The 17,756-nt window shown below is 42.8% G+C and carries 16 protein-coding genes; 8 read left to right on the top strand and 8 right to left on the bottom strand.

Going from position 1 to position 17,756, the window contains the following annotated elements; all coding sequences use genetic code 11:
- Positions 1 to 135 precede the first annotated feature (135 nt).
- The 4 genes from napH to ACOSVQ_RS09795 form a co-directional block, all read right to left on the bottom strand.
- On the bottom strand, positions 136 to 981 hold the full coding sequence (gene napH, locus ACOSVQ_RS09810) for a quinol dehydrogenase ferredoxin subunit NapH (RefSeq protein WP_491982406.1): 846 nt from the start codon (positions 979 to 981) through the stop codon (positions 136 to 138).
- Between the two features lie 10 nt (positions 982 to 991).
- Positions 992 to 1,753: a ferredoxin-type protein NapG gene (gene napG, locus ACOSVQ_RS09805; protein ID WP_491982405.1), complete on the bottom strand. Its 762-nt coding sequence runs from the start codon at positions 1,751 to 1,753 to the stop codon at positions 992 to 994.
- 252 nt (positions 1,754 to 2,005) lie between these two features.
- Positions 2,006 to 3,373, bottom strand: coding sequence for an anaerobic C4-dicarboxylate transporter DcuC (gene dcuC / locus ACOSVQ_RS09800; protein ID WP_491982404.1), 1,368 nt, complete (start codon positions 3,371 to 3,373; stop codon positions 2,006 to 2,008).
- A 301-nt stretch (positions 3,374 to 3,674) separates the two neighbouring features.
- Entirely contained in the window at positions 3,675 to 4,796 is a 1,122-nt protein-coding gene (locus tag ACOSVQ_RS09795; RefSeq protein WP_491982403.1) for an acyl-CoA desaturase, read from the bottom strand.
- Positions 4,797 to 4,960: 164 nt separating this feature from the next.
- Here ACOSVQ_RS09795 and ACOSVQ_RS09790 point away from each other — a divergent pair, with 164 nt between their 5' ends.
- A complete protein-coding gene (locus tag ACOSVQ_RS09790; RefSeq protein WP_491982402.1) occupies positions 4,961 to 5,491 on the top strand; it encodes a GNAT family N-acetyltransferase in 531 nt (176 codons plus the stop codon).
- 106 nt (positions 5,492 to 5,597) lie between these two features.
- Here ACOSVQ_RS09790 and ACOSVQ_RS09785 read toward each other — a convergent pair whose 3' ends face one another.
- Positions 5,598 to 7,361, bottom strand: coding sequence for a methyl-accepting chemotaxis protein (locus tag ACOSVQ_RS09785; RefSeq protein WP_491982401.1), 1,764 nt, complete (start codon positions 7,359 to 7,361; stop codon positions 5,598 to 5,600).
- A gap of 141 nt (positions 7,362 to 7,502) precedes the next feature.
- Between ACOSVQ_RS09785 and ACOSVQ_RS09780 the strand changes: the two genes are divergently transcribed.
- Positions 7,503 to 8,105: a beta-phosphoglucomutase family hydrolase gene (locus ACOSVQ_RS09780; protein ID WP_491982400.1), complete on the top strand. Its 603-nt coding sequence runs from the start codon at positions 7,503 to 7,505 to the stop codon at positions 8,103 to 8,105.
- Between the two features lie 119 nt (positions 8,106 to 8,224).
- On the opposite strand, the gene bamJ is transcribed toward ACOSVQ_RS09780, so the two are convergent.
- Both bamJ and ACOSVQ_RS09770 read right to left on the bottom strand, forming a co-directional pair.
- On the bottom strand, positions 8,225 to 8,698 hold the full coding sequence (gene bamJ / locus ACOSVQ_RS09775) for a BamJ family beta-barrel-assembly machinery protein (protein WP_491982399.1): 474 nt from the start codon (positions 8,696 to 8,698) through the stop codon (positions 8,225 to 8,227).
- Between the two features lie 11 nt (positions 8,699 to 8,709).
- Positions 8,710 to 9,336, bottom strand: a complete 627-nt coding sequence (locus tag ACOSVQ_RS09770; protein ID WP_491982398.1) for a thioredoxin domain-containing protein — start codon at positions 9,334 to 9,336, stop codon at positions 8,710 to 8,712.
- 153 nt (positions 9,337 to 9,489) lie between these two features.
- On the opposite strand from ACOSVQ_RS09770, the gene ACOSVQ_RS09765 reads away from it, so the two are divergent.
- Positions 9,490 to 10,104, top strand: a complete 615-nt coding sequence (locus ACOSVQ_RS09765) for an OmpA family protein (RefSeq protein WP_491982397.1) — start codon at positions 9,490 to 9,492, stop codon at positions 10,102 to 10,104.
- Between the two features lie 204 nt (positions 10,105 to 10,308).
- Positions 10,309 to 11,871, top strand: coding sequence for a methyl-accepting chemotaxis protein (locus ACOSVQ_RS09760; protein WP_491982396.1), 1,563 nt, complete (start codon positions 10,309 to 10,311; stop codon positions 11,869 to 11,871).
- Between the two features lie 58 nt (positions 11,872 to 11,929).
- Here ACOSVQ_RS09760 and ACOSVQ_RS09755 read toward each other — a convergent pair whose 3' ends face one another.
- Positions 11,930 to 13,864, bottom strand: a complete 1,935-nt coding sequence (locus ACOSVQ_RS09755) for a TonB-dependent receptor domain-containing protein (protein WP_491982395.1) — start codon at positions 13,862 to 13,864, stop codon at positions 11,930 to 11,932.
- Between the two features lie 125 nt (positions 13,865 to 13,989).
- Here ACOSVQ_RS09755 and ACOSVQ_RS09750 point away from each other — a divergent pair, with 125 nt between their 5' ends.
- The 4 genes from ACOSVQ_RS09750 to ACOSVQ_RS09735 all read left to right on the top strand — a co-directional run bounded on the left by ACOSVQ_RS09750 (position 13,990) and on the right by ACOSVQ_RS09735 (position 17,720).
- Positions 13,990 to 14,886: a LysR family transcriptional regulator gene (locus ACOSVQ_RS09750; RefSeq protein WP_491982394.1), complete on the top strand. Its 897-nt coding sequence runs from the start codon at positions 13,990 to 13,992 to the stop codon at positions 14,884 to 14,886.
- A gap of 353 nt (positions 14,887 to 15,239) precedes the next feature.
- Positions 15,240 to 15,974: a metal ABC transporter ATP-binding protein gene (locus ACOSVQ_RS09745; RefSeq protein WP_491982393.1), complete on the top strand. Its 735-nt coding sequence runs from the start codon at positions 15,240 to 15,242 to the stop codon at positions 15,972 to 15,974.
- Positions 15,955 to 16,821 (top strand): metal ABC transporter permease, encoded by an 867-nt coding sequence (locus tag ACOSVQ_RS09740; RefSeq protein WP_491982392.1) that lies wholly within the window; start codon positions 15,955 to 15,957, stop codon positions 16,819 to 16,821. Before ACOSVQ_RS09745 ends, ACOSVQ_RS09740 begins: the two co-directional genes overlap by 20 nt.
- Before the next feature lie 20 nt (positions 16,822 to 16,841).
- Positions 16,842 to 17,720 (top strand): metal ABC transporter solute-binding protein, Zn/Mn family, encoded by an 879-nt coding sequence (locus tag ACOSVQ_RS09735; RefSeq protein WP_491982391.1) that lies wholly within the window; start codon positions 16,842 to 16,844, stop codon positions 17,718 to 17,720.
- Positions 17,721 to 17,756: the final 36 nt, after the last annotated feature.

The following is a 17,756-nucleotide window of genomic DNA, read 5'->3' as shown; positions in this document are numbered from 1 at the left end:
TTAAAACGAGCAGATATAAAAAAGAGGCCATTAAGCCTCTTTTTTATTGTTCGCATTTCACTATTTATTGCTCGCATTACGCTACCGACGTATACGGCAGTGATTGTTTAACAACATCAAGTACTGTCGCCGCTACTACTGTTTGGTATAGCGAGTTTTAAACTCGAAGACCTTTTCTGAACAGACGTCGATACAGCGACCACAACTGATGCAGTCTTGTGCCATGATGCGAGTGTCTCCATCTTTTAAAGGCTCTCTCAGTACTTGCGGTTCAGGGCAGACGTTAAAGCAGTCCATGCATTTGGTGCAGGAGTTTCGGTCTGTGGCCGTAACACGCATAATGCTCTGTTTGCCGATAATGCCGTAAGTCGCTCCCAATGGGCACAAATGACCACACCAACCGTGTTCGACCAATAACAAGTCCAGTAAGAACACGAGTACGATCAGAACCCAACCCGCACCCATGCCGAATACCAGTCCACGGTGTAGTGCTGAAACAGGATCAATCCACACCCATAGAGCGCTACCAGAAATCGCGCTACCAATAAGTAGCACAGGGATCAGCCAATAACGCATGCTTTTCGGCCAAGCGTAACTTGCTTTAACATTCAGTTTCCTGCGCAGCCATGCGGCTAAATCTGTCACCATATTCAAAGGACAAACCCATGCACAGAAAGCTCGAGGTGCAACAATCGCGTAAACCGCTACTACGATGAGTGCTCCTAAAATCGCCGTAAATTCGGGTAAATGCCCTGCGGCTATAGTCTGTAGTAGCAAGAGTGGATCGGTAAACGGAATGACATCAAACAGAGTACTAGAAGAAAGATTTCCTTTAAAAACCCCCCACGTTGGGCCTGCCATAAATAGCGCAATAATCGTGAGCTGAGAAAGTCTTCTGAGGATTAGGAAGCGATGTGCTTTCCACCAACCTAAGTTTTGTATTGCCGCTTTACCGGCGTCTTTAGCCAAATGCTTAGCCATCATCCACCTCCTAAAGCTGGTTGCCGTTAAATGGTTTAAGTGGAACGCCACCGTGCTCTTCGGTATCGATACGCACTTGAGAATGCTCTTCCCATCCTAAGCGGTAATGTTTACCTAGCTGACCTTGTGCCAGTTCAGTCGGAACCACTTTTATTGCTGCTGCATCTAACACGCACGCTTCTTCACATTTACCGCAACCCGTGCAGTAATCAGCGTGAACGGTAGGAATGAATTTAGCGTGAAAACCGGTTCTTTCATTACGTATGGTTTCAAGGGTGATGGCTTTGTCGATAGCAGGGCAGATCCGATAGCAGACATCACAACGTAAGCCCTGAAAATTCAGGCAATTCTTTTGGTCGATTAGTACAGCGGTACCCATTCTAGCGTCATCGATGTCGGTTAATGCTGGATCTAACGCGCCGCTTGGGCATGCTTTTACGCAAGGTATGTCTTCACACATCTCACAAGGTATTTGTCTGGCGGTGAAATAAGGTGTGCCCGCAGCAACAGGGGAGAGCAGCGATGCAAGTTTCAATGTATCGTACGGACAAGCTTGCACACACAAGCCGCAACGGACACATGCTTTCTCAAAGTCGTTGCCGGGTAAAGCGCCTGGGGGACGAATAGGTACGCCAGAGGTTTCTCTCGCTTGGCTTTGCAGAGACTGTAAACCAAGAAGTGACGCTGCAGCTCCCACACCAATGGCAGTTCTAGAAGCATCTCTTAGGAACCGGCGGCGGCTTTCGGATATTTTTGGAGACGAAGTTTTCATACGCCAACCTTGCATAACATTAGCTACTAAAATTATAACCACATTATCCGTAGGTATAAGAAATAGTCGCTACCTCCAAAGTAGTGTACGAACACTCCGTTGATTCAAGTCAAATGAATGGGGTATTGGCTACTAGGAAAGAGTAAAAAAGAGAAGCGAGCAGAAAAAACAAAAAGGCCAGCAATTGCTGACCTTTGTTTTACTTTATTAAAATAACGAACTTGCCCAAATAGCAAACTTGCTGAAACAGTGTTAAGCCATCATAGGAACAAGAATAGTAGTGCCGATGATTACGGTGATTAAGCCTGTCATTACTGGTAAGAATGTACGTTTAACCACTTCAAATGGGCTTAGATGCGCCATACCAGACGTAGCAACAATTACCCCTGAAACCGGAGAAATAGTACGACCAAGGTTTGATGCTTGTAGCATTGGGATGATCAAGAACGCAGGGTTAAGACCCAGTTTTGCCGCCAATGAAGGTGCTAACTCTACGAATGCGTAGAACGGTGCGTTACCAGAGCCTGTTGCGATTGCAGCAGCAACGGTCAGGATGGTTAGGATAAGCATTAGAGCAACGCCACCTGCACCTGCTGTTTCTGCTAGGTGAAGTAGGTTATCAATCGCACCGATCGACATCAGACCTTGAGCAAATACGCCTGCAGCGACTAATAGCATTACCACGCCTTTAAAAGCTTCAGCCATACCGTCATAACACACTTCGAGGTCTTCTAGTGCTTCTTTACCGTTAAACTTACGAGAAACGTAATGAACCAGAGCACCTACAAAGATAGAAGCCACAACGATGGTATAGATATCTAGAGATAAGCCTTCAATAGTCTTACCGTTGAACAGGAATACACCAATGATTGGAAGGAAAGGCAGAATTGAGTAGTAAGCTGGAGCGTTAACTTCAATTTCAGACACATCAACACGTTCCATTGGAGTGTTGTCTTTCTTATCAAGGTACATGTTCCAGAAGTATGCGGTAATCGCCATCACGATGATTGCACAGATAGAGACTGGAAGAACCGTTTGAACAGCGAAAACATCTAAGCTCAAACCTGATTTTTCAGCCGCGATAACCACGTCGCCAGACGTTGGCGATAAGATGATAGCCGCAGGAGAGGCACACACAGCTGCCGCCGCTGGGCGAGAAATACCCATAGCTGTCATCATTGGGAATAGCGTTGCCATTAATAGAACGCCTAAGCCAGTTGCAGAGCTAACGGCTAGAGACATCAAACATGCAACGATATAAGCAGAAACAAGCAGAATGTATGGTGATTTAATGAAAGAGAGTGGTTTAGAAAACTGTTTCACCACAACGTTGTTCGCACCGATGTGAGTCATATAAGACGCAAAACCACACAAAAGCATGATTTGCATACCTAAGCCGCCGCCTCGGTTTTGCAGCATGTATTTCACGTATTCCAAAGAATCAGTGAACATGTTGCCTGTAGAAGCAACGCTTTTAGGTAAAACGGTATGACCGATAATACCGGTTAGTATTAGTAGCACAAGACCGCCAGTGAGTAGCACGCCAGCTGCTTTGTAGCCTTTTACGATTAGGTATCCAACAGCAATCGTAACAACTAACCCGATGAGAAGTTCAAGCATAGTAGTCTCCAATCTATGAGAGTGATGCGAGTAAAGATAAATACATATGTTGCAAAGTGTTACGGGAATTTACTGGAAACTTCTCTGTAGCACGAGTTCAACTTGCACTTTGCATGATCTAAAGCAATAAAAATACAACTATCATTTGTAGGGTATTGTGCTTCTGATAATTAATATCTCCGAATAATATTAAGCAATTGACTCATTAGTTAATATTATTGTTCGAACAAGATTTTCTAATAATAGAAGAGAGAAAAAGAAAAGTGGCGCTAATGCGCCACTTTTTTAAAAGAGAAGGGATTTAAGCGTATTGTGAGACAATTCTGTCCCAACGGTTTCTTTTTTCTTGGAAATCGAGCTTAACTTGATCATATCGAATCTTGAGCAATGAGCGTTCGTACTTCTTAATCGCCAGATTCTTCTTACTTTCGAGAAGCTGTTTCTTAATGTCGTAGTAGTTATGCAGCTCACTGATGAATGCATCAAATTCCTGCTGGAAGTTGTTCATCAATACCACATGGTTTGGCAACGATAAGATACGGTCTTGCACATATACTAGCGCCATTTGTGCGCGAGCTTTCTCTATTTTAAGTGACGGAGCTTTACGCAGTTTCTTCGTCAGACCAATCCAAGAACAAGCTTTGATAAGCCATTTTGTTGGGTCGTACTGCCACCAATAAATACCGTTACGGTAGTCGTTTTCAAAGATGTGGTGGTAGTTGTGGTAGCCCTCACCAAAAGTGAAGAACGCTAACAGCCCATTGTCACGTGCAGTGTTCTTGTTGGTGTAGGGTTGTGAACCCCAGATATGTGCCAACGAGTTAATGAAGAATGTTGTGTGATGGTTTAAAACCAAACGCACCGCGCCAATCATTAATAACATACCGAAGATATCGTCGTAGATAATGCCCAGAAGAAGCGGTACTCCAAGATTCATAATTAAAGCGAGTTGCACATAGTAGCGATGTTGCCACATTACAATCGCATCTTTTTGCAAATCTCGGCAGTTACTGTAGTCGTGGTAAATCGCTTGATTGTAATGACGAAGCATCCAACCGATGTGTGAGTACCAGAAACCTTTTTTAGCTGAGTAAGGGTCTTTGTCATTCTGGTCGACAAACTTGTGGTGAACGCGGTGATCCGAAGACCAGTGCAGAGCACTATTTTGCAACGCAAAAGCACCGCCCAGAGCGCATAGTAAACGCACGAGCCAGTGTGCTTCAAATGTCTTATGAGACCACAGACGGTGATAGCCCATAGTGATCGACAAGTTACAGAATGAGAAACATACGATCAGCCAAACCCAGTGCTCAGCACCAAAGCCAAAATGCCAACCATAAAACGGTGTAACCACCGCTGCTAAAATAAAACTGAGTGAAAAAATAACGACATTTAGCCATATAAGTGGCGGCTTAGTTGTCATGATAAAGTCCTTTGGGCTTACAGTTGTGCGCTAGATTATCAGCGAACAACTGTAAGTCAAATATCTTTAGCAAAATTGTGACTAGGATGTTTTGCTTTTCCATCCTAATTGAATAGTATGAATGCGTACTAGAAATCCTTACAGGAAGTTATAAGGACTATTAAATGGAAATTAGAATAGCGGAATATAGCGATTTTGAAGCAATCGCAGCTCTTCATGTACGCAGTTGGAAAACGCATTACCAAGGTTTACTTCAACAAGATTATCTCGATAACGACGCGTTACCGGATAGGCTTGTGATTTGGCAAACACGCCTTACCAACCCACCTTTCAATCAACATATCTTATTGCTGGAAGAAAATGGCAAGTTGTTGGGTTTCATCTGTGCGTTTGGTAATCACGATTTTGAACGTGGCAGTATCATCGAGTCGCTGCACATTGACCCTGAATATCGTGGTCGCGGATTAGGTAAAATGCTGATCCGTGAAATGGCCGAGTGGATTGATCATTACTTCCCAGACAATGGGGTATACCTAGAAGTCTTGCAACAAAATCGACAAGCAATCGATTTTTACGACCATATCGGTGGCGAGCATCAGGTTGAACAATTATGGAAAGCGCCTTGTGGCAGTGAAGTTCCAGAATTTGTTTATGCTTGGAAAACACCTAAGTTGATGCTGGCATCTATCGAATAGAATTCGGTGTTTGGATAGTCTAGTTACAACAAAAGCCCAGCAATAGCTGGGCTTTGTTAGTTCTTAGGATGTTCGTTAATCGTTACTATAAACGCTTAAAACACACTTATCGTTTCGTTGTAAATTCCGAAACCGCGTTGTCCATCTCTTTCGCTTGCTGAGACACCATATCAACTTCAGACATCACTTGTTGAGCGGAGCGCATATTGTCTTCAGAAATCGAGTTCAGTTCTGTAATCGATTCACTGACTTGGTTCATTACAATGCCTTGTTCTTCAATTGCAGAAGCAATACGCTCTGAGTTCGCCTGAATGTTGCTCATGTCAGACAGAATAAGGCTTAGGCTCTCATCCAATTGGCGTGAATCAATAAGCGTCTCTTGGCTTTGAACGTTGCATTGTTCAATATCTTTCACCACTTGGCTCATCTGAGATTGAATAGCGGCAACAACCTTAGTTATCTCTTCTGTTGATTGATGCGTTCTTGTTGCCAGTGAGCGAACTTCATCGGCAACCACAGCAAAGCCACGACCTTGTTCACCTGCACGTGCTGCTTCGATAGCTGCGTTTAAGGCGAGTAGGTTGGTCTGTTCTGCGATACCTTGAATAATGTTTACCGTACCACCGATTTTCTCAACGTGATTGTTCAGGGAAGCAATGGAGTTCTGGCTTGAATCTAAGGTTTTAGAAAGCTGTTCAATGTTGTTCACTGTAGATTCTACAACCTGACGCCCGTTTTCAGCATTGTGAGAAGCTTGTTGTACACCTTCTACCGCGACACTGGTGCTCTCAGATATTTCACTGATGGCTGATACCATCTCCTGAACAGAAGTCGCCATCATTGATGTATGTTCTGCTTGAGCGTTGAAGTGGCGCAACACATCTTCAAGTTCATTGTGCATTGCCGCTGTACTTGCTGATAGTCGGTTTGATTTTTCCTGAGAACCTGAAATCAACGACTCAAACTTATCTAACAGTCTATTGAAGTAGTGGCTAACAGAAGCGAGTTCATCTTTACCAGTAATATCTGAGCGTAAGCCAATGTTGTTGGTATCTGAGATATTGTGAATCACAGTCAACATGCGGTTTACGCGAACGTTGATAGTGCGGCTGATTTGGAAAATAAGCGCCACAATGACGATAATCACAAACACAGTGATGCCGTTTTCAATCATGTCGATTTCAGCCCGACGATTTTCAACTGCTTTTGTCAGTGTTTCAGAAAAAGTTTTAAATTGTTCTTCAACATTGTGCGAAAGGTTACGGGTATTTCCCAGCAAGCCTTCATTGTATTTGAGCCCGATTATTTGCTCTTGTTGAGTGACCGCTTTTGCAGCGGCAATCAACTCGGACATTGATGCTATTTCACCTTCTGGCATGATTGCACCTGCGAGCACGTTTTTATCAAAGTGAGTCAGTTCAAGCTGTCCCTCTTTGTCGGCACTGTTGAAGGCTTTATTGAAAAGTGAATAATAGTTTTTGAAAAGACCAGACTCTTTATCTAGCCCCAACTGAACATAAGCTGAGACCAGATCTTCGAAACCTTTTTTATAAGAAAGCAGATCATTACGCAGATCGGCTGAGGAGCCGAGCTTATTCGAAGAGAGAATAGGAGATAGCTCAGATTCCAGTGTCAGGAATAGTTCACTGTTCTTTTTAAAGGTATCAAGGTAACTTGTGCTACTACGTAGCAAAAAGTCTTTTTCGTTGCGGCGTAAGTTAAGTAATCGAATTTCTAGCTTGTCGACTAAAGTGATGGCGTGAGTTAATTCTCTAGTGGTACTAGAAAAATAGTTAGAACTTACCAAAAGGGTAATGATGCCCAAGACAGCAATAACACCTAATGAATACAGTTTTTGTTTAATATTCATATGCTTACCTTGCGTATAAATGGTTATAAATATTTTTGTTATTATCGTCGTGAGTGCAGGGGCGAACTGACCCCTATAAGTTAGTGTCGGCTAATATATGCATTACAATTATTAAAGTTTTATGACAGGAGCTTTGGTCGGATGACTATTGATGTTGAAAAGTACAAGGGTTTGATTTTTGATATGGATGGCACACTTATCGATACGATGCCTGCCCATGTTGATGCTTGGCGTGTGACAGCTGAGAAATTTGGCTTCCCATTTGATGGTAAATGGCTACAAAGCATGGGCGGAATGCCGAGTATTAAGATCGCTGTTGAGGTTAGCAAAGCATACGGTATTGAGCTCGATCCTAAAGAAGTTTCGGATTACAAAATGCGTGTTTTTAGTCAAAACGATGAAAGTGGTGAGCTGATTACAGATACTGCGGAATTGTTAGAAGCTAACATCGGTAAGAAAAAGCTGGCGGTCGGTACAGGCAGTCAGCGTGTAAGCGCTATTAAACTACTAACGCGTGTGAATATGTTGGATAAGCTAGATGCCTTAGTAACCGCGACAGACGTTGAAAATCACAAGCCACATCCTCAAACGTTTCTCACTGCATGTGAATTGATGGGGCTTGAGCCTACTGAATGTGTTGTATTTGAAGACACTGAACTGGGTAAACAAGCAGCGCATGCTGGTGGTATGGATTGCATTATGGTCACTGAGCAAGGTTTGCAGTTTTTCCCATTTAAAGCCTAGCTAGTATTGCATTATTCAAAAGAAAAAGAGCCGCTATCTAAATCTAGAAGCGACTCTTTTTTATCTCTATCTAATGTGACGAATGGAGTGTGACAACCGGACGTCTTCATAGAGTGTGATTAGTTAATGGCAATTAACTCAACGTCAAAAATCAGTGTGGCTGACGGTGGGATTGGGCCTGTGCCGCTTTTGCCATAACCAAGATTTGCTGGAATGAAAAGGCGCATTTTTTGCCCTTCAACCATTAGCTGAACACCTTCTTGCCAACCTTTGATCACTTGATTCAAACCGAAAGTAATTGGCTCATTGCGTTGGTAAGAACTGTCGAAAACAGTACCATCCAGCAGTTTGCCTTCGTAATGTACAGTAACTTTGCTGTTCGCTTTTGGATGAACAGTGCCAGTACCTTCAGCAAGTACTAAGTATTGCAAGCCACTTTCAGTAGTATGAACATCTGGTTTGGAACCGTTCTCAGTTAGGAATGCCTGACCTGCAGCAAGTTGTTCTTCACCGGCTTTATGGTTTGTCCAAGTGCGGTACACAAAAAAAGCCGCAAGTACAAAAATGACAATAGGAAAAACGATTTTATACATGGTTATGTTTCTTATGGTTGAGTTAATAAGTAGCTGATGGTTTTAGCAATGCCTTCAACGTCTTTGTGACCGCTGGTGATAACTTGGTATTTACCTTTTACGATAAAGGTTGGAACCGCATTAATTTCGCCATCATGAGAAGCTTTGTCTGCGATTTGAATCATACCAAGAACCTGCTTTTGCTGATCTTGGGTCAAATGATAAGGAGTCGCTAAATTTCTGTCTGTAAATGCTTTTTCAATCGCAGCTTGACGCTCAGTTAGAGTAGCACCTTCCGCCATTTGAACGGCCGCAAATAGCTCTTCCATCATTGCTACATCGGGAATTCCATCCAGTTGCATTACCGCTGTGTAGTAAATCATGGCACCGATTTTAGCGCCTTCGTTAAACGTTACGTGCAGCTTACCAAAATGCTCATTGGTTAGATTTTCAAGCTCAGGAATGATGCTTTCCATTTTGCGGCAATGACCACAAGTAAGTGAAAAGACCTCTGTGACAGGTGCTAAGCGATAAGTGGAAAGATTCGCTGGCAATAGCTGATATTGTTCACCTTCAACTGGCGTTGAATTGTCGCTGCAACCAGCAACAAGAAATACCAATGTAAACAGACTTATAAAGCCTGCGAGCAATTTTTTCATATGAGAGTCGCCTTTAAAAAACACTGAGTTAGATTCTAACGGCTTAACGATGTGACGCAAACCACGGATAAACAATTTGTTATCAAATTTCTATAAAGTTTTATAAATGGTGCCGATAAATGTATGTAGTTAGATTGAAGGGTGATGTATTCGATGAAATTTTTGGTTTTCCCTCTGATGCTGATATTAGCAGGTTGTGGTTCATTGCAGACTGACCGCATGTTCAGCAACAACTTATTAGATGCTGCACCGAAAGGCGAAACAGATGTTCGAAATCCTGATTGGGTTACTCCATCTCGTAATGCCACTTCCGGTGTGCGCGGCCCATTGGGTCAGGTTCGTACCAGTAGCTATGAAGCATTACAACAATTCTTGTTACACAACGGTGTAGATTACGAAGTGTTGCCAGGCAACCATGTAATGGTTCGTTTAAAAGACTCTGTTCAATTCGAAACGGGTTCTTCAAAAGTATCTCAAGAGTCATACCACTGGTTGTCAATGATGAGTGATTTCCTCTCACAACAACATGGTATCGATGTAGTGATTGATGGTCACACAGACAACATCGGCCAACCAATGTTTAATGATTCACTGTCAGTGAAGCGCGCAGATATGGTGAAGACAACACTGATTAAAAATAGAGTATCAAAAGAAGCGATCTACACACGCGGTTATGGAGAGTACATTCCGGCATGTACCAATCGCACCACAGAAGGTCGAGCATGTAACCGTAGAGTTGAATTATTATTCATCGTTTCAAATAATTAACTGCTCAATTATTCATCGAATAAATCGCTTTGCATCTCTAAAAAATCCCAGCTCCCGCTGGGATTTTTATCTAATATCCGCAGTGTTTCAGCGGAAATTGATAGCTATCTCAGTTATAGAATAAAATACGATAATAATTTTGAAACATTGGTAACGTTTGTGTAAATTTTTGCACAAATTATTACTTATAAGAAATCGAGAAGTATGTCAGTTCATCAAGTTGCCTCAGATCTGGAGGTTCCAGTCGGAAAGACAGATCAGCTAGTTTCTACCACAGATCTAAAGGGCGTAATTACTTACTGTAATGAAACCTTCTGTCGAATTGCAGGGGTTGCAGAAAGTGAGTTATTAGGGCAGAACCATAATATTGTTCGCCACCCTGACATGCCTAAAGCGGCTTTTGCAGATATGTGGAGTCACCTTAAGAAAGGACATCCTTGGCGCGGAATCGTTAAAAACCGTACTAAAACTAATGGTCATTACTGGGTTGATGCTTACGTAACGCCTATCTATGAAAATGGTAAATTGGCGGGATATCAGTCAGTACGAGTACAACCCAAGCGTGAACGTGTTGAAACGGCGAGCAAAGCATATCAGGCGTTGTGTAAAGCTGAGAGAGGTGGAAAAAGTTTATCTATCAAACTGCCATCTTCAGTTCGTTACGCAATCTTAGCGGGTTCGTTGTCTGCGCCTTCATTAGCTTATCTTGCTTCTGCGACTAGCGCGGTTCAGCTAATTTCAGGCTTACTGCCCGTTGCAGCGCTTGGTTTGTTTTTTAGAAACGAGTTGATTGAAACACCTCGTCAGATCAACCGACTTAAAAACAAATACGACAGTATTAGCCGCCTCATCTATTCCGGTAATAGTGAGTTCTCCTATGCGGATTATCACCTACGCATGTACTCGGCACGTATCCGTACTGTTTTAGGTCGAATGGTTGATTCTGCTAAACCGCTTTACGAAACCTCTGAGCAATTGAATCAAACATGTGTTGAAGTTAATCAGGCGTTAGAACAACAAAATATTGATATTCAGAGCGTTATGAAAGCAACGGATTCAGTGGAATCCGCAGCGGATGCCGTGTCTAGCAGTACTAATGAAGCGTATGCTTTACTCGATCAAGCACAGAATCAATGTTTGAAAACGAAGCAAACCATTCAACAAACGCACAGTGATCTCGTGGCGCTAGCTGAACAAGCTGAGCGGGCAACAGGTACAACTCATCAGTTGAATGAGCAGGCCCATATTGTGAGTAAGTTGATGGAAGAGATCGACGGAATCGCAGCTCAAACGAATTTGCTTGCACTTAATGCTGCAATCGAAGCGGCGAGAGCGGGAGAGCAAGGTCGAGGTTTCTCTGTTGTTGCTGACGAAGTTCGCGCACTATCGGGCAGAACACAAAACGCGACCCACCAGATCCAGAGCAGCCTGTCGACGATGTTAGAAACCATTGAATCGTGGCAGCAGGAAATTCAAGAAAGCCAAACACAAACACAAGCGTGTGGGTTAGTTGCTGAAGAAACGGGAAATCGACTCTATGAAGTAGAGCGTATGCTTTCTGATATGCAAACCTTAGTCGGTGACATGGCGAAATCAGCGGATGCTCAGCGTGGTTTGACTCAAGAGGTTAACCACCACATTCACTCCATCGCTTCTGCCGCGACGCAAAATGTTGCAGCAACGAATATGGTGAGTGAGCATAGCCGTGAAATGAAAGAGCAGGTTGATAACTTCATTACCCTTGCTGCTCGTTTCGAAGAAAAATAAGCAATAGAAAAAATAAAAACGGAGACTTTAAGTCTCCGTTTTTTTATCAGTGGGATAATTAGAAGTTCACATCTAGGCCAAGCCAATAGCGACGCCCATCCTCAACATACCCATATTCTTCGTAACTGATATCAGCATCCAGCAAGTTGTAGATCGCACCTTTCAACCTTGCATTTTGTGTAAGTTGGTAGGTCACACCCGCATCAACAAAAGTATATGAAGGTGCTGTGTCTGTATCTCTGAAACTTGAAGGATCAGATTCCTTTCCACGATAAGTAACTTTGGCCCAAGTGTTCATTAGCTTAGTCGTTTGCCAATCCAATTGAGTTGAGAACAAGTGTTTTGGTAATTGAGTGAGAGGTTCACCTTCCATATCACCGGTAAGCTGCTTTGAAAAAGTGTACGTATAGCTTGCCATCCACTTCCAGTTTTCACCTATTGGTGTATCTACTGACGCTTCTACGCCACGAGTTACCGCTTCATCAACGTTGGTATAGAGCCGAGGAGCATTACCTTGTACGCTGTTATCTCCAGTACATACAGATGCCGAACATTCGATGCTAGTGATCTTATCTTTAAAATCATTGTTGAAAAGACCAAGAGAGGCTTGGAGGCCAAAATCTGCGTTATATATTAGGTTAAGCTCTTGGCTAACCATGGTTTCAGGACGCAGCTCAGAGTTACCATATAAGTTGCCACTTCGGCTTATTTGTACCCAATCATCACTTGTCTGACGCAGTAAAGGAGCTTTAAAGCCAGTAGACACACCGCCTTTTAACGTCCATTGTGGCGTCATACTCCATACTCCGTACAAACGCGGACTGAAGTGAGAACCATAATTTTCATTCACATCAAGTCGGCCGCCGGCTGTAATACTAAAACTATCTAAAGCTCGCCACTCATCTTCAATGAATATTGCCCCCTGACTATTACTTAACTCGGTAATAGAGCCACCTGTGTTGCTTGTTTCATCATTCAGTTTTGAATATTCACCTTGAACACCAAGACTCAACGTATTGATTTCGAAAGGCATGACTAATGTCGATTTAGCAGTAGTGTTTTCTAACGACATCTCACGGGTACGGTTGTCATTACGCTCGTATTGAATATAACTGTCTGATTGACCTAAGTTGCTCCAGCGACCTAAATGACTGACGGAGAATGACGTTCTGTCGTATTGATTCAATTCGTCATCATCACCTTCTGCAACGGTTAAGCCTTCCGTTCCGCTACGTTCTTGTTTTGTCGTTTCAACAGTGAAGGAGAGCTCTTGTTGTTCGCTAAGTTGATAAATTAACTTCGAGCCTATCGAGCGAAGGATTTTGTTTTGGTAGCCATTTTCAATATTGTCTTCATCACGTTGAACATTTTGACCATAAACTTGTAAAGAGAGTGAGTCGGTCAAAGGTCCTGCAACAAAGAAGTTAGCGTTTTGTTCATCTCCAGAATTGCGATCTTCTTGGAGTACAGTGCTGATCTGGACATTACCGGTCCATTCAAAGTTGGATTTTTTGGTAATAATGTTGATTACGCCGCCCATAGCGTCGGAGCCGTAGAGCGTTGACATTGGTCCTCGAATAATTTCGATGCGCTCTATCGCTTCCAACGGTGGCAGCCACGCAGCTTCGATGCCCGGGCCATCACTATTCGGACGAGTTTCACGAGAAGATAAACGGCGTCCATCAACTAACATCAAGGTGTATTGTGAACCTAAACCACGAATGCTGATGTCTTTGCTATCCCCACCACCTGTAACAACGACACCTGGTACGCTCGTTAAAGCGTCAGTTACGTCACGATAATATTTTGATGAGAGCTGTTCTTGAGTGATGAGCGTTACGCTAGCTGGCGCATCGGTTTGAACTTGTTCGTAACCAGCGGCTGTAACGACCATAGTTTCGTTTACTTGTGTAGCTGTATCTGCGTAAGCGAATGGAACGCAGAGAAGGGCTGTACCACTAAAAAAAATAGCCTGACGTTTTAGTGTAGACATCGTTTACCTCTATTGTGATAATAATTATCATTTGTAGGTGGTAATTATTCATATTCGCGTTTTTTAAGATAGAGAGATATGTGGAACGCTTTGTCTCGAATATGGAACTTTTGTGAGGTATATAAATGCATGATTTGACGTCAATAAGAGCGTTTGACGCCTTGCAAGAACATAAAAGTTTAACGGCGGCGGCCAAAGCACTTAATCAACCCAAATCAACAGTGAGCAGGCGTTTAGCTCAGTTGGAAGCAGATATAGGTCAAGCTTTAACGGTTAGAGAAGGGAATCGGCTAACATTAACGAAAGCTGGACAGGTTTTTGCTGGTTACAGCAAACAGATGTTGGAACTTGTTGATGAAAGTTACGATGCTATCCAAGGGCTCAACAATAAAGTATCTGGAGAACTGACCATTATTTGCCATCCGGCTTTTATGCGCGGTTGGTTGAGCAATATTTTGAACATTTTTCTTAGCGAAAACCCCAAAATAAAGGTGCGTCTAAACAGTGACTTTCTTTCAAATGAATCGACTCCGGATTTGGTTATTTGGTTAGGAGAGTATCCAGAGCTAGAGTGGCGAAAACAAACTTTAGGTCATTGGCGTTATGGGGTTTACGCGTCGCCAGATTATCTACAAAATTTCGATGCAATAAAACATCCTGAAGATCTGATAGAGCACCCTTGGATTGATTTTGGCTCTACCCGTAAAAGTGGACTCACCATTTCAAATTCAGGTAACGAAACCTATTATCTAGATCCTATGAAGAGCAGACTAGAGTGCGATAACTTAGCCTTACAGATTGATTCTATTGCTAATGGGCATGGGGTAGGACTATTGCCGGAGTCTGTTGCGCTGGGCTATGAGAAACATCATCCAAACAAGATTATCGATTGTTTACCGGATTGGAGAACTGGAACGACTGAAATCAACTATTACGTTCAAAGAGGGCTAGTACCCAGACGGTTATTGGCACTTTTAGATAAAGTTGAAATCAGCGTTCCGGAATCATGGCGTGTCGATTAGACAGTTAATTAAAACAACTCAAATAACTTGATTATGTGGCCACACTTGTTGGCCATTGTTTGATTCTTTTACATTCCATCTCCCATTCATCAAAGATCTCCAGAACTTATCTATAACCATTTTTTGCGCAATGTTAAGTGTAAAAAAATGTTTCTAATCACCAAAATGTTATGTTATAACATTTCCATTGTTTGATGTTGCTGTGTTCTAGTTGCTATGAAATTTCCTGTCAGAGCCAAAGACTCTCTTTCTTTAAGCCATCTGTTATTGATGTCAGGTGCGATGCGTATCGGGTTTACATTGGGTTTGTTAGCCATTCTATGGTGTGCAATTTATTGGGCGGTGCAATTGCCATGATTGAACTCAATAATCTTGTTGTCGGATATAAGAACCAAGCGGTTACAGCTCCTATAACGGGAAGATTTGAAGCTGGTAGTCTGACTGCAATTAAAGGTGCAAATGGCGCAGGAAAATCAACGTTATTAAAAACACTCAGCGGCATGTTAACGCCAATATCTGGAGAGCTCGTCTATCTCTCCGGCGCTTGTCACAAGCAGTGTTCATTACCTCAGCGTGCAGAAGTGGATAGTGAATATCCCATTAACGTATATGAAGTTGTAGCTATGGGATGCTGGCCTCGGAAAGGGGTCATGCGCTCACTAACTTGCAATGATAGGAAACGAATCTCTGAAGCGCTCGCGTTAGTGGGGCTAACGGATTATATGCGAGCGAGTATCGGATTGCTTTCAGGTGGTCAGTTCCAACGGATGTTGTTTGCTCGAATGCTGGTACAAGATGAACCCGTAATGCTGATGGATGAGCCTTTTACAGGAATTGATGAACATACTAGACGGGTTTTGCTAGAGCTTATTGTAGCGCTAAATCGTGATGGAAAAACCATCATTGCAGTTCTACATGATATGGATATCGTCAGGCAGTACTTCCCAACCCTTTTATTGTTAGGCCAAGAGTCGGTGTTATGGGGCAAGACGAGTGATCTGTTAAGTAGAGAGCTTGAGTACCGAGGCAACGCACATCTATTACAAGCTAAACAGGAAGAGAGAAATCGTGACGTTGCATATATTTGATGCCTTTACTGAGTTTGGCTTTATGCGCCGCTCGCTCGTAGCTTGTATCGCACTTTCATTAAGCCTTGCTCCGTTAGGTGTGTTTCTACTTTTACGCAGAATGAGCCTTATTGGGGATGCTCTATCTCATGCCGTATTGCCTGGGGTAGCTATAGGGTATTTATTGTCGGGAATGTCGTTGATTGTGATGGGGTTGGGTGGATTTATTGTTGGGCTCTTTATCGCAATGTCATCGGCGTGGATAAGTAAGCGAACAAGATTGTCAGAAGATTCAACCTTTGCAGGACTGTATTTAGGTTCACTCGCACTCGGTGTCACTTTAGTTTCGTTAGGTAGTAGCGGTGTTGATTTGCTGCATTTGCTGTTTGGTTCATTACTTGCCGTAGATTCAGATTCATTGATATTCATCGGTGCTATCTGCAGTTTTACAGTGTTCGTATTGGCATTGTTATACAGAGGCATTGTCTTTGAGTCATTTGACGCTGTTTTTTTTATGTATAGCTCAAAGCGTTTTCCTTCGTTAATGCACGCTCTGTTTATGGGATTAGTCGTCCTAAATTTAGTAGCTGGGTTTCAGATATTGGGCACTCTGATGACTGTCGGGCTGATGATGTTACCTGCAATTTCTGCTCGCTGTTGGACAAACAAGTTAACGGTAATGTTGGGTCTGGCTGTATCCATTGGTTTAGCCAGTTCTGTCATAGGACTGACTTGGTCATGGTACCAATCTATACCAGCGGGTCCTGCCATTGTTCTCACCGCCACATCTATTTTTATCGTTTCTGTATTTTTCGGATTCCAGAAAGGTATTTTTTCTCAAGTAAAGAGCATTCAGTGTTCACACTAAACATATATTAAGGGAGTTTTATGAAAATTTGGCACATCGCTGGATATTCAATTTTGTTTGCTACCAGCGCGCCTGTTATGGCGAAAACAGTTGATACAGTTGCAAGTTTTTCCGTATTAGCAGACATCGTTAAACAGGTGGGAGGGGATCACGTTAATGTCACAACATTAGTTGGACCCGATGGTGACCCTCATACTTTCCAACCTAGTCCAAAAGAAAGTGTGGTAATTAATAAAGCTGAAGTTGTTTTTACCAGCGGTTTAGGTCTTGAAGGATGGATGGACCGATTGGTTACAGCGTCCGGTTATAAAGGCGAAGTGATTGTCGCTTCCGATGGGGTTTCAAGCCGTATTATGCAGGAAGATAGTGAAGAAGTTACCGATCCACATGCTTGGAATAGTGCGGCAAACGGCGCTATTTACGCTCGTAATGTTATGAATGCTTTGGTTGCAGTTTCTCCTGAAGACGCAGAGTACTTTAAAAAACAAGGTAATGCGTATATTGAACAGTTAAATAAGCTCGACGCTTGGGCTAAAGATGAGTTTAGTGGTATTGAGAAGTCACAGAGAAAAGTTCTGACAAGCCATGATGCTTTTGGCTATTTTGGCGCTCAGTACGGTGTGGAATTCTTATCACCTCAAGGTATTTCTACCGAATCTGAAGCAAGTGCGAAAGAGGTTGCTGAGTTAATCCAACAAATTAAAGATCAAGGCGTTCATGCATACTTTATTGAAAATCAGACCGATCCACGTCTGGTTGAGCAAATCGCTTCTGCAACAGGGGCGAAAAATGGTGGCGAGCTATACCCTGAAGCGTTGACGGAAAATGGCGGTGATGCAGATACTTACGTTGATGCATTTAAACATAATGTCAAAGTAATGATTCGCAGCATGAAATAGGTAAAAAAATCCCCGCAAGCTAGCGGGGATTTTTCA

This window comes from Vibrio sp. HM8-C (genome assembly GCF_058630515.1).
The sequence above is the reverse complement of the archived record's forward strand: the minus strand, read 5'-3'. Positions and strand labels throughout refer to the sequence as shown.